The organism is Christiangramia lutea (assembly GCF_022489035.1).
In the GTDB taxonomy this organism is placed as follows: domain Bacteria; phylum Bacteroidota; class Bacteroidia; order Flavobacteriales; family Flavobacteriaceae; genus Christiangramia; species Christiangramia lutea.
Genome location: NZ_JAKVTV010000003.1, coordinates 458,103 through 470,497, shown reverse-complemented (window position 1 = coordinate 470,497; position 12,395 = coordinate 458,103). Strand labels below are relative to the sequence as shown.

Annotated in this window: 12 protein-coding genes; 5 read left to right on the top strand and 7 right to left on the bottom strand. The window is 33.2% G+C overall.

Going from position 1 to position 12,395, the window contains the following annotated elements; genetic code table 11:
• Position 1 precedes the first annotated feature (1 nt).
• The 5 genes from ML462_RS11455 to ML462_RS11435 form a co-directional block, all read right to left on the bottom strand.
• Positions 2-1,396 carry a UDP-glucose 6-dehydrogenase gene (locus tag ML462_RS11455; protein WP_240713954.1) on the bottom strand — a complete coding sequence of 465 codons (1,395 nt, stop codon included), beginning with the start codon at positions 1,394-1,396 and terminating at the stop codon, positions 2-4.
• 21 nt (positions 1,397-1,417) lie between these two features.
• Positions 1,418-2,698 carry a nucleotide sugar dehydrogenase gene (locus tag ML462_RS11450; protein ID WP_240713953.1) on the bottom strand — a complete coding sequence of 427 codons (1,281 nt, stop codon included), beginning with the start codon at positions 2,696-2,698 and terminating at the stop codon, positions 1,418-1,420.
• A gap of 11 nt (positions 2,699-2,709) precedes the next feature.
• Positions 2,710-3,711 (bottom strand): SDR family oxidoreductase, encoded by a 1,002-nt coding sequence (locus tag ML462_RS11445; protein WP_262914755.1) that lies wholly within the window; start codon positions 3,709-3,711, stop codon positions 2,710-2,712.
• Between the two features lie 322 nt (positions 3,712-4,033).
• Complete coding sequence (locus ML462_RS11440; RefSeq protein ID WP_341481583.1) at positions 4,034-4,903, bottom strand: DegT/DnrJ/EryC1/StrS family aminotransferase; 870 nt, start codon at positions 4,901-4,903, stop codon at positions 4,034-4,036.
• Positions 4,900-6,336 (bottom strand): lipopolysaccharide biosynthesis protein, encoded by a 1,437-nt coding sequence (locus ML462_RS11435; protein ID WP_240713952.1) that lies wholly within the window; start codon positions 6,334-6,336, stop codon positions 4,900-4,902. The genes ML462_RS11440 and ML462_RS11435 overlap by 4 nt, the downstream gene beginning before the upstream one ends.
• Before the next feature lie 211 nt (positions 6,337-6,547).
• Here ML462_RS11435 and ML462_RS11430 point away from each other — a divergent pair, with 211 nt between their 5' ends.
• Complete coding sequence (locus ML462_RS11430) at positions 6,548-7,480, top strand: O-fucosyltransferase family protein (RefSeq protein ID WP_240713951.1); 933 nt, start codon at positions 6,548-6,550, stop codon at positions 7,478-7,480.
• 113 nt (positions 7,481-7,593) lie between these two features.
• On the top strand, positions 7,594-8,571 hold the full coding sequence (locus tag ML462_RS11425; protein ID WP_240713950.1) for a glycosyltransferase family 10 domain-containing protein: 978 nt from the start codon (positions 7,594-7,596) through the stop codon (positions 8,569-8,571).
• A 16-nt stretch (positions 8,572-8,587) separates the two neighbouring features.
• Here the strand turns inward: ML462_RS11425 and ML462_RS11420 are convergent, their stop codons facing one another.
• On the bottom strand, positions 8,588-9,049 hold the full coding sequence (locus ML462_RS11420; RefSeq protein WP_240713949.1) for a hypothetical protein: 462 nt from the start codon (positions 9,047-9,049) through the stop codon (positions 8,588-8,590).
• 46 nt (positions 9,050-9,095) lie between these two features.
• Between ML462_RS11420 and ML462_RS11415 the strand changes: the two genes are divergently transcribed.
• Complete coding sequence (locus ML462_RS11415) at positions 9,096-9,260, top strand: hypothetical protein (protein WP_240713948.1); 165 nt, start codon at positions 9,096-9,098, stop codon at positions 9,258-9,260.
• Positions 9,261-10,209: 949 nt separating this feature from the next.
• Here ML462_RS11415 and ML462_RS11410 read toward each other — a convergent pair.
• Entirely contained in the window at positions 10,210-11,223 is a 1,014-nt protein-coding gene (locus ML462_RS11410; protein ID WP_240713947.1) for a LacI family DNA-binding transcriptional regulator, read from the bottom strand.
• Positions 11,224-11,337: 114 nt separating this feature from the next.
• Here ML462_RS11410 and ML462_RS11405 point away from each other — a divergent pair, with 114 nt between their 5' ends.
• Positions 11,338-11,805 carry a thiol-disulfide oxidoreductase DCC family protein gene (locus ML462_RS11405; protein ID WP_240713946.1) on the top strand — a complete coding sequence of 156 codons (468 nt, stop codon included), beginning with the start codon at positions 11,338-11,340 and terminating at the stop codon, positions 11,803-11,805.
• Between the two features lie 243 nt (positions 11,806-12,048).
• Positions 12,049-12,369 (top strand): phosphoribosylpyrophosphate synthetase, encoded by a 321-nt coding sequence (locus ML462_RS11400; protein WP_240713945.1) that lies wholly within the window; start codon positions 12,049-12,051, stop codon positions 12,367-12,369.
• Positions 12,370-12,395: the final 26 nt, after the last annotated feature.

Genomic DNA, 12,395 nt, shown 5'->3' with positions numbered 1-12,395 from the left:
ATTACGATCCAATTGCATAAAACTCGAAACCGATTTCTTCCTTCTTTTTTCTATCCAATAATTTTCTACCATCAAATAAGAACGCCGGTTTCAGCATGTTATCATAAATTTTTTGCCAGTCATACCCTTCAAACTCATCCCATTCTGTTAAAACAGCTACAGCGTGAGCATCCTGGCAAGCTTCGTAAGGCTGATTAACCACGGTTACGCGTTGTCTATTCTCTTCCTCAGACCTGGAATTTAAATAATCAAGATCTGCATATATTTGTTCTTTTTTAACCTTGGGATCATAAACCACTATTTCGGCCTGCTCATTTAATAGATAATCTGCTACGTAAATGGCAGAAGACTCCCTGGTATCGTTAGTGTCTTTTTTGAAAGCCCAACCTAGAAAAGCTATTTTCTTTCCAGATACAGTATTAAATAATGTTTTAACAATATTAGCTGCAAACCTTTTCTTCTGGTGATCATTCATAAGAATAACTTGATGCCAGTAGTCTGCAACCTCGTTTAATCCAAAAGATTTAGCGATGTAGACCAGGTTCAAAATATCCTTTTGAAAACAACTACCTCCAAAGCCAACTGAAGATTTAAGAAATTTGGATCCGATTCTCGAATCCATTCCAACTGCTTTTGATACCTCACTTACATCTGCACCTGTTTTCTCGCACAACTCAGACATAGCGTTAATACTTGAAACTCTCTGAGCTAAAAATGCATTCGCGGTAAGTTTAGACAGCTCTGAAGACCATACATTCGTAGTTAAAATTTTATCTTCAGGTATCCAGTGAGCATAAATATCAACCAGAGCCTGCACAGCTTCATTCCCTTCCTCAGTATCAATATCTCCACCAATCAATACTCGATCTGGATCCATTAGATCATCTACTGCCGTTCCTTCTGCAAGGAATTCCGGATTCGATAGGATTTGATAATTAACTCCATTTCCTGTATTATCAAGTATATTCTTTAAAGCCTGGGCGGTTCTAACCGGTAAGGTAGATTTTTCAACTACAATTTTATCGTCTTTCGCTACTCTGGCAATTTGTCTTGCACATAATTCAATATACTTCAGATCAGCCGCCATACCCTTCCCAATTCCATAGGTTTTGGTAGGTGTATTCACCGAAATAAAGATCATATCTGCCTGATCTATAGCCGCATCTACATCTGTTGAAAAAAACAAATTACGACCTCTGGCTTCAGATACTACATCAGATAAACCAGGTTCGTAAATTGGTATGTTTTCTACATCCTCATCATTCCACGCCTCAATTCTTTTTTCATTTATATCAACAACGGTAACATTAATTTCAGGACATTTTTGAGCAATTACTGCCATAGTAGGTCCTCCAACATATCCTGCACCGATACAACAAATATTCTTAATTTTCAAAATTGGTAGTGCTTTAATTAATTATAATTTCTTATCACATTTATCTCCAAGAATCCCCTTAACATCATATACAACCGCACCATCAGATTTTAACTCATTCAAATCTATGGCCATAAATTCTTTGTGTGCCACGGCTAATACAACTGCGTCGAACTTAGCCTTAGGTAAATTTGATGTAGTTTGAAGCCCATATTCATGCTCAACTTCCGTTGGATTCGCTAAAGGATCAAAGATCGTTAAATTAACTCCGTACTCTTTTAAGGACTTTACAACGTCTACTACCTTAGTGTTTCTAACATCCGGGCAATTCTCCTTAAAAGTTATTCCAAGAACCAGAATATTGGATCCTTTTACTTTTATATCATTTTGCAACATTAGCTTCACCACCTCACTAGCTACATATTGCCCCATAGAATCATTCATTCTTCTTCCGGCAAGAATAATTTCCGGATGATATCCAATTTCCTGAGCTTTTTGAGCCAGATAATAAGGATCTACACCAATACAATGACCACCTACTAGACCTGGTTTAAATGGCAGAAAATTCCATTTTGTCCCTGCAGCTTCTAGAACCGCCTGGGTATCAATATTCATCATGTTGAATATTTTCGCAAGCTCGTTTACAAATGCAATATTTATATCTCTTTGAGAGTTTTCAATTACTTTTGCCGCCTCAGCTACTTTAATTGTAGGTGCCAAATGAGTTCCTGCTGAAATGACTTCAGCATATAGATCATTTACTTTTTCTCCAATTTCCGGTGTGGAACCAGCTGTAACCTTCAATATTTTTTCTACCGTATGCTCCTTATCCCCTGGATTAATCCTTTCTGGAGAATAGCCTACAAAAAAGTCTTCATTAAATTTTAAACCACTCTTCTTTTCTAGAACTGGCACACATTCATCTTCAGTAACTCCAGGATATACCGTTGATTCGTAAATAACCACATCTCCTTTTTTCAGTACATTCGCAACTGTCTCGCTTGACTTATATAACGGAGTAAGATCTGGCCTGTTATTTTTATCTACAGGTGTTGGAACCGTGATGATATAATAATTACAATCACTAATCTCATTTAAATCTGCAGTGCAAAAAAGACCATTTTCATCTGAGTTTTTATCTTTTAAAACTGATTGCAACAAATCATTTTCTACTTCCAGAGTAGAATCTTTTCCGTTCATTAATTCCTGAACGCGATGTTGGTTTATGTCGAATCCAACCACAGGATATCTTGTTGCAAAAAGCCTGGCAAGCGGAAGGCCAACGTAACCCAGACCAATAACTGCTATTTTTTTATTTGCCATTAAATTATTTCTTATTTTAAATTATTCCAATACCAGGAAACTGCCTCTTTAAGTCCAGCTTCAATTTTATGTGTAGGGCTATAATTGAGTAATTTTTTTGCCTTTTCAACCGAAGCTAAAGAATGAGGTATATCCCCTGGCCTGTTGGGACCATGTTTTATTTCAACTCTAGATATTTCAGAATCATATTCTGAAAGATGTTTTTTTAACAACTGAGTTAATTCAAGCAAATTAGTTCTGTCGCCAACTGCTGTATTATAAACTTCGTTTAAAGCCTTTGGATTATCTGAAGAAATGGCCAGTAGATTCATTTGAACCACATTGTCTATATAGGTAAAATCTCTGGAGTAAGTTCCATCACCATTTATAACCGGGCTTTCATGTTTCATAAACTGCATTACGAATTTCGGTATAACTGCTGCGTATGCTCCATTAGGATCCTGCTTACGACCAAATACATTAAAATACCTAAGCCCTATCGTATCAAGATTATATGCATCTTTAAAAATATCTGCATACAATTCATTCACATATTTAGTTATGGCGTATGGGGAAAGGGGTTTGCCAATCTTATCTTCCACCTTAGGAAGGTTTTCTGAATCCCCGTAAGTAGATGAACTCGCTGCATATACGAAACGTTTCACTCCCGATTCTTTGGCTGCTACAAGCATATTTAAAAATCCGGATACATTTACCTCATTACTGGTAATTGGATCCTTTAAGGATCTTGGAACCGATCCTAAGGCTGCTTCATGCAGGATATAATCAATTCCATTAGCTGCTTTCCGACAGGTTTCCAGGTCTCTTATATCTCCTTCTATCAATTGGAACCTGGGATTATTTTCAAAAGCTTCCAGATTTTTTCTATGACCGGTCGCAAAATTATCTAAACAGGTAACCTTGGCTCCTAGATCAATTAGTTTTTCACACAGATTAGAACCTATAAAACCAGCTCCACCAGTAACCAATATTCTCGAATTAGAAATTTTTTCTTTCTGAATTTCAGTAATCAAGATATTTATTTTTTAACATTTTAAGAATTGGCAAATATAAAATATCAAATAGAACAAGAGATAATTTGAATCTTAAAGAATTGCCAAAAATATTAATTTATGTAACTATCTATATCAATTAGTACTGATTAATGATGGAAACAATTTCAAATAATTTGAATTGGCTAAGCTCTTGATAAACTGGAAAACATAAAATTTTTTCAGAAATTTCTTCAGAAATTTTCAAATGCTCATCAGTTTCTAAATAAGGTAATTTATTTAATGATGGATAAAAATACCTTATCGGAAATATTTCCTGTTTATTAAATTCTCATGTAACTTCTTAAAGATTTTTTTCGGATTGAAATATAATAGGATAATATGCAAAATTCCACGTAGTATTCTCTCTGATTTTGAGCCGCCGAATATTTGTAAAGTCTAATTCTGTATCATAGATATTCAAAATCTCTCTTCGATTAGCAATGTTTTTTTCAACATAAGGTAAAACTGCTAAACCCATCCCAGCCTGGAGTTCACTCAGTTTGGCATTTATACCTAAACCTTGAAATTTATCCGGACCGTCATGTCCAAAATTGTGCCTGTAAAATAACTCATTATAGAGTTTTTCGTCTCTGCAAAACATTGCTCCACCTTCGCCGGTATGAAATAATTTGGTTGCATGAAAACTACAGCTACTTACATCACCATAATTAAATAAAGAAGTATCCTTATATTTCACCCCAAAACAATGTGCTGCATCATAAATAACTTTTAATTTATGCTTTTTAGCGATTTTATCAATCACCTCAATATTACAAGGATTCCCGAAAACATGGGTTGCTAAAATAGCTGTGGTTTTTTCGGTAATAGCAGCCTCAATTTTCGTTTCATCGATTGTTAAATATTCTGGATGTATATCTACAAAAACTGGAGTACAGTTTTCCCAAATTATAGAAGAGGTTGAAGCCACATAACTAAAAGGAGTAGTAATTACTTCACCATTTTTTGCCAATGATTTTAAGGCTATCTGCAAAGGCAGGGTACCATTGGCTGTAAGAATTATATTTTCAACTTTCAGGTACGACTTTAATTCTTCCCTAAGTTTTTGATGCAAAGTCCCGCCATTGGCAATTTGATTTGATTCCCAAATTTCATTTAAAAATTTATGGTATTCCTCTTTAGGAGGTAAAAATGTTTTTGTAACAGGAATCATCTCTTCGCAATCATTTTGTTTAATTCAACAAATATGTTCAATTTAAATATTTTAGATAATCCAAAATAACTAATAAGGCCTACGAAGCCTCCGGAAAAGATTCGAATTATATCTGATTGATCGTATAAAACTTTATTATCGAGTATAAAGACAGCTACCCCAATAGCACATGAAAACAAATACAGTGGAATAACGTCCTTTAATTGATCAAATGCATTGTAGCCTATAAATTTCCCCGTATAACCTGCATTAATAAAAAATGCAATAATTGAAATAATAACCTGACCATACAAGATTTCTTTAATACCCATTGGAACAGTTATTACCAAACTAATGAGTATTAATAACTTTTTCATTATTTCAATCTTTAAGAAAAGATCACTCCTCCCCTTTACATTCAAAATATCAAGATTATAGGAATGTAAGGGATATATCAATCCGGTCACACAAAGAATTTGAAAATATGGTACAGCGGGCAACCATTTTTCTGTAAACAAAAATCTGAAAACTGGCTCTGCCAGTATAGCAAGGTAAATTAAAAAAGGACTCACAACGTAAACGACCATCTGCATGATTTGCTTGTAAACCCGTTTTAATCGTTTATCATCATTTTGAATACTAACGAATAAAGGAAAGGTGACCTTTTCAAGAGTACGTGAAATATTTCGCACAGGTAATTGATTCATAGTTTCAGCCCTTGTATAAAATCCAACCTGAGCCGCAGAGAAATACTTTCCTATTGCTATTAAAAATATATTGTTAAAAATTCTATTCAGTAGATCTGAGATTGTCAATTTGTAACCGTAATCAAAATGCTTTAAGAATTTATCACGTTCAAAAGCAAATATTGGAATCCATTTTGAATAACCCCATATTTGAATGGTTTTGACTTTAACTGTGGCTAAATTACTAAAAACTAAACTCCAAACACCGTAACCAGAGTATGCCATCCAAATACCTATCACACCCCCAAAAATAACCGAAGGGATACTAATAATAGTTTGAGTCTTAAAATCCATTTTTTTAGTCAATTTTGCGAATTGAACTATGGAAAGTGCATTGATAATAATGCTAATACTATATACTCTTGTTATTTTAACGAGTACTGGCTGTTCGTAAAATTCGGCAATCAATGGGGATGAAATATAGATCATGCCGTACATTAAAATACTTACTCCGAAATGAAAAAAAAATACGGTAGAATAATCTGATTCCTCACAATCAGGATCACGAATTAGAGAGTTCGTAGTGCCTCCATCTAGAAGTGAGTTCGCTACTGCCATTACAACTGAAATCATACCTATTAGCCCAAATTGTTCGGGCATTAAGATTCTTGCCAAAATTAATGAGACAAGGAATCCTATTAGCTGATTTCCGAATTGTTGCGTAAAGGTCCAGACGAGCCCACGAGTAGCTTTTCTCCTTAAAGACATTAATTTAGTCTTCTTATTTAGTTACTTTAAAAATGACAATTGTGTTACGAATGTATCACTTTTTATTAATCTTGAATTCAAAAACAACAAACCTAAAAAAAGAGAATTTTGATTTAATGTATCAAATATAAATGCTTTCAAAAGAAAACATATAATGCTATAGATTCATTCAACTTCCTTATTTTCCCCGTTCATTGTCCAAATTACCTTTATGGAACCTCATTTACTAAAAAAATATAGATCATTAAATAATTCATTTGATAAAAAGCTAACTTTCCATTTGGGCGCCGAAGCTGGTTTTTTTTCAGAATTTAATAATATGATCCTTGCCATGATTTATTGCCTGGATAATAGGATTAAATTCACCTTATATTCTAAAAAAGGAAACTTTTCGTTGAATAATGGGTGGAACGATTTCTTTCTCCCCTTTTGTGACCAAACTGAATTTTATTTACATCAACGTTATAACAGAAGGGCTAACCAGGTTAAAAACAGCAAGAAATTACCTCCTAAACTTTTAAAAGTGATTACTGGTAATGAGTTTCTAACTCAGGATATCTGGAATTCCTTCAGAAACAGTCAATTTTCAAATAAAAAATTCACTTTTCCTGATCTTGGTTTGAAGGATTCTTCCTTATTACAAGTTACAAGAACAATAATTCCCATAATCTGGAGATATAAACCCAATTCAGAAAAAATAATCAAAAAGTATAAAAGTTCTGTTGAGCTACCTCGAGATTACATTAGTATTCATATTCGGTCTGGCGATAAAAACATTGAAAGCACTACATATAGTTTTCAAAAATATATTGAAAAAGCTGCCTTGGTAAATTTTTCTAAAAATGCGTTTATTCTTACAGACGATTATAAAGTAATTAAAGAACTAGAAAAAAACTATCCTGATTGGAATTTCAGAACTTTATGCTCCCCTACTGAAAAAGGTTATAGGCATTCAGATTTTAAAAAGTATGATAAACATGAAAAGTACCTGAAACATTTAAAACTTTTGGCTAGTATAGATCTATGTGCGAAATCAAATCATTTTATTGGCACATATAGTTCAAATCCAGGAATGTTTATGGGTATGAGGATTGGTGAGGAAAATTGCAGTTGTATTGATTATGATAACTGGGTTTTATGGTAATAGCATACCGAGAATAAAAAGTTTAGATTTTATTTAAAGTCGTTAACATAAATCCATGATGTTCGGAAACCGATAAAATTTATATCTTCCATATTATCAATTGAAATTCCTAAATGAAAACAATTAAAATTTGGTTTACTGATTTCTACGAAGGTTTCGATCCAAAGAGCAACTATTTTTTAGATATTCTTTCAGAAATATATACGGTTAAGGTCCAAAAAAATGATCCCGATTTTCTAATATACTCATGCTATGGTAGAGATTTCCTTAACTTTAATTGCATCAGAATCTATTATACAGGAGAAAACCTCGTTCCAGATTTTAATTTATGTGATTATGCCATTGGTTTTCACTACATAAATTTCGAAGATCGATACTTAAGATTTCCAAATTTTGTTCTGGTTCGGGATCAGTTTAACCAGCTTTTAGATTCAAAAAAAATAATTTCTCAGTCAGTAAAATCCAAACAATATTTCTGCAATTTCATCTATGCAAATGGACAGGCCAATCCAGCCAGGGACCAATTTTTTGAAATGCTTAGTGATTATAAAACGGTGAGTTCTCCTGGGTCACATTTAAATAATATAAAAATAGATATCGGTGGAAGGTATTCCAAAGACTGGATGTATTCAAAATTAGATTTTCAGTCCAGATGTAAATTCAGTATTGCTTTCGAAAATAGTTCTGCAAATGGTTATACTACTGAAAAAATAATGCATGCATTTATTTCTAAAACCATTCCTATTTATTGGGGAAATCCTTTGATTGAAAAGGACTTTAATCCTAAGGCTATGATCAACTGTCACAATTTTAAAAATTTTGATGAAGTAGTGAAAAAAGTTAAAGAGATCGATCAGAATGAAGAGCTTTATAATTCAATATTATCTGAGCCTGTCTTTATTAAAAATCGGATTCCTGAAGAATTTAGCGAAGAACGATTGATAGTTTTTTTTAGATCGATATTTGATCAGAATTTAGAAGATGCCAGAAAACGGCCATTATATGGAACCACCAAGAAATATGAAAATGAAATTAGAAATAGAAAGACATCAGTCTCAATTTTAAAAAAAGTCAAAAATCTTTTCGATTGACGATATATAAACTAAACTATTTCATGTAGTAGAAAAATGAATCCTTTTCAACTTTTTCATAACCATGAGAAAGCAAAATTTGTTCTAATTTAAAGTTTTTTGAAGAATCAAAGTCTCTTGGATAATTTCCAATATAGAATATGGCATTAGGCATTCCTAAACTTACCCTGTTCATATGCTGTTTTATTCCCGTTGGTTCCTGAAAGAAATTATAAGTAAAAGCGGAATCAGGAAAAAGATAGGTGAATAATTGGCTTTTATTTCCGTAAAAATTGACCTTAACCTCTTCCTTCCTGAGCGCTACAACTTCATCAATTACCTGATCTATCAATTTAGCACGTATAGGATTTGTTCGGATGTGGGCTAATTCTTTTACCTCTGTAGTTTTCTCCAATTTAAAGATCGATTCATCCTCATAAAAGTTCCCTATATTTTCAACGAGAGAAAATGGAATAATTACAATTAAAAAGGTGAACAAAGGGGTTATTAAACTTATCTTGGTGAGCAAGTAAGGTAATAAAACTATGAGAAAAGAAATTTTCAAAAACCCAGTCCCTGATCCAAATGGTATTACCCATAAGAGGCAAAAAGCTAGCATCAAAATTCTAAAAAGATTTGGATTTTTTTTTAATTTTTTCTGGCTCAGCGAAATCCAAACTAGGATAAAAGAAAATCCAAATAGAAAATAAGAATACCCCGAACTATACCTGGTATGCAGAAAATATTTGGATATAATTATTCCTGAAAAAATTAATAAGAAAACGATGGAACTAAATTTCATTAGCCTATTCTGGAAATTCCAGGAATAGTGAAGTCCAAACCATATTGTAGTGATGAATCCACATGCTAAAAATAAATCTGGTAAGGCTTTAGTATAATTAGCTATTAGGGAACTTGGGTTGTGAATTTTATTGATAGAGGCAAATACAGAAAAATTAAAATTATAGTATAGAATTAGATAACCTAAAATTAAAAAGGAAGTAGTTATAAAAAGGAAAATAATACTATTTCTAACCTGTTTTTTCCTGATAGAATTTCCCGAAATAAGAAAAACAAAAATAATTGGGATCAGGATAAGATTTGGAAGTCTAATAAAAACAGAAAGGCAGGTAATCACCGATAAAGCTACTAAGTATGCAATTTTTCCCCGCTCAAGAAATTTAGCGCTGAAAAAAAATACTATACTTATAAAAAAAACACTTAAGGTATCATAACCCAAAATATTTGCATTTAATGGAGTGTAAAGAATTAGAATGACGCCCGATGCGAGAAGATATTTCCATTTTAAATTTCTTCCCTTTATTAGGAAGATAGGAATTAAGATAGATGAAAACAGTAATAAGGCGTTAAAAAAACGAACTCCTAAAACACCCTTACCGAAAATTTCTAAGTAGGCTTTTATTATCAAGGAACTTAGAAAAAAGGTGTAACTATTTTCAGCTTCAAAAAAATGCAAAGCCTGATTGAGATGAAAAAAGCTATCACTAAAATCGACACCAAAGAAAATCTTTGAAAAAAAGTATCCAGTGCAAAAAATGAAAATTATAGAAATTAATAGTTTCCTATAATTAGAAATTTCAAGAATTTTATTTCTTTTAAAAAAGGTAAATTCCAAATAGAAAGTAGGTTAAAAAAATTTTATATGTCAAACCCCGTCGACTCTAAATGCACTAAGGTAGTGGCGATAATCCTCTCTTCAAAAATACCGGGTTTTAATTTTCCTTCAAGTCGGTTATTCAAAATTTCTACCGAAGCCGCACCGAGTTCCTGGGGATGCTGTTCGATATAACTAATTGAAGGAGTTAAATATGCCGCTACTTCTCTGCTGATGTATCCTAATAACTTTAAGTCTTTAGGTATTTTGATCTTTTCTTCATAAGCAACCCGGGTTGCCAGAATTGAGCTTTCAAAATCTGTACAAAGCAAAGCCTCAACTTTATTACTAGTAAGGAGATCTCTAAGCTTTTCCTTTAGATCTGCCGATTTTGTACTTGTGACCATCATTAAATCGTCCTCACCTGGCATGGCTTTTTTGTAACCTTTAATCCTTAACTGGCCAATTCCCACATGATGAATTGCGGAGGCCAGTCCTATTTTTTCCAAACCTTTTCCTCTGAAAAACTTAGTAGCATCATAAAAGCTTTTTTCATCATCTACCCCAATTTTATCTGCCGGAAGACCAATATTGATTCTGTCATAAATTACCACAGGTATATCATAATCTAATAAGGCAAATAAGTGATCATATTCCCGCTTTTTCTGTGTTTCTTCAGAAACTGCGATCAAAACACCATCCACTAATCCAGAGGTGAGCATATCACAAATTTGCTTTTCACGGTCTAAGGATTCATTTGAAATATAGGTGATCACTTGTTGATCGTGTTTTTGTGCTTCAGCCTCCATCCCAGACAACACGCGAGCAAAAAAGGAATTGGAAATATTAGGAATCACCACACCAATGGTTCCCGTTTTGCTTTTCTTCAGGTTAACTGCTACCGGATTAGGCCTGTAATTATGAAGCTTGGCAAGTTCTTTCACCCGTTCAGCAGTCTTTGGGCTAATTTCAGAACTATCATGCAAAGCCTTTGAAACTGTGGAAACACTAACGTTTAATAGTTTTGCCAACTCCTTCAGGGTGATCTTACTTTTCATAGGGTTGAAATTAGTTAAATTAAAATAAGAAGCTTGACCATAATACCTGAAACATTTTTTAGATTACCGAAAAGCCACTAATTTTAAGTCTTCTACAAAGAAAAGAATAAAAAATTGTTTGAAAAGATTGCTAACACCAAAAATCCACCTGCTGATCATATTTTCGTCTGGGATGGTCAATGTGGCTTTTGCGAATTCTGGAAAACAAGATGGGAAAATAAAACATCAGGTAAGCTTGTTTTTAAAACCTATCAGGACTGTGCCTCTAGTTTCCAGGACATACCTTTAAAAGAATTCAAGAAAGCCAGCAGACTTATTGAAAAGGACGGCCATATTTACAGCGGACCAGATTCTGCATATAGAATCCTATGGCATGCGGGTAACAAAAATTGGCATGAGCTTTATAAAACCAGCAAGTTTTTTCAATATCTAAGCGATCATTTGTATAATCATATCGCGAAGAACAGAGGTTTTTATTTCAAGATAACCAAACTTTTGTTCGGCAAAGACCCGCTAAATCTCAAACTTTACTGGCTCCTATATTTGGGTTTAATAGCTTTATTGATTATCCTTCTTATATGAAAATTCCAAAGTCATATTGGTTCTATATTATCGCTGCCATAATCACCATTATTGGCCTGGTAACTGGATGGTATTTTTTCCTACTTCTAGTTTTTCCCCTTGGACTTTTCAGCTCCGGAAATAAAAATTAAATTCCAGACCTGGCTAGTTAATACACGAGTTAAACTTATCCTAAACACCCTAAAGTATTTGTGAGAATGCGGCTTTCAGTGTAATTTGATTTGGATTAAAAATTCAAATAAAATGAAAGATTACGGTACATTATCACAAGCAATTAATAAATTAAAACTAGAAGAAGGATACACAGAAGATTTTAATCTGCTTGATGAAAAGATACAATTGAAGTCTAAAGATCAAACCTTCGGAATTGAAGAATTTGAAGTAGACAAGGTGCTTAGGTTCGAAGGAATGAGTAATCCAGATGATAATGCTATACTTTATGCCATTACGACTTCTAATGATCATAAAGGAATTCTTGTAGATGGCTATGGAGTATCTAGCGGACAGGTATCTAAAAAAATGATGAAGAAACTTGATCTCAAGGATCATCGAGAATTGGATTAATCAAAGTTAAACTTCTATTAAAACCT

Excerpts from the sequence above, each read along its gene's own strand:
- ML462_RS11450 (WP_240713953.1), bottom strand. The coding sequence starts at position 2,698 with ATGGCAAATAAAAAAATAGCAGTTATTGGTCTGGGTTACGTTGGCCTT.
- ML462_RS11440 (WP_341481583.1), bottom strand. The coding sequence starts at position 4,903 with ATGATTCCTGTTACAAAAACATTTTTACCTCCTAAAGAGGAATACCAT.
- ML462_RS11435 (WP_240713952.1), bottom strand. The coding sequence starts at position 6,336 with ATGTCTTTAAGGAGAAAAGCTACTCGTGGGCTCGTCTGGACCTTTACG.
- ML462_RS11430 (WP_240713951.1), top strand. The coding sequence starts at position 6,548 with ATGGAACCTCATTTACTAAAAAAATATAGATCATTAAATAATTCATTT.
- ML462_RS11425 (WP_240713950.1), top strand. The coding sequence starts at position 7,594 with ATGAAAACAATTAAAATTTGGTTTACTGATTTCTACGAAGGTTTCGAT.
- ML462_RS11415 (WP_240713948.1), top strand. The coding sequence starts at position 9,096 with ATGAGAAAAGAAATTTTCAAAAACCCAGTCCCTGATCCAAATGGTATT.
- ML462_RS11410 (WP_240713947.1), bottom strand. The coding sequence starts at position 11,223 with ATGAAAAGTAAGATCACCCTGAAGGAGTTGGCAAAACTATTAAACGTT.
- ML462_RS11400 (WP_240713945.1), top strand. The coding sequence starts at position 12,049 with ATGAAAGATTACGGTACATTATCACAAGCAATTAATAAATTAAAACTA.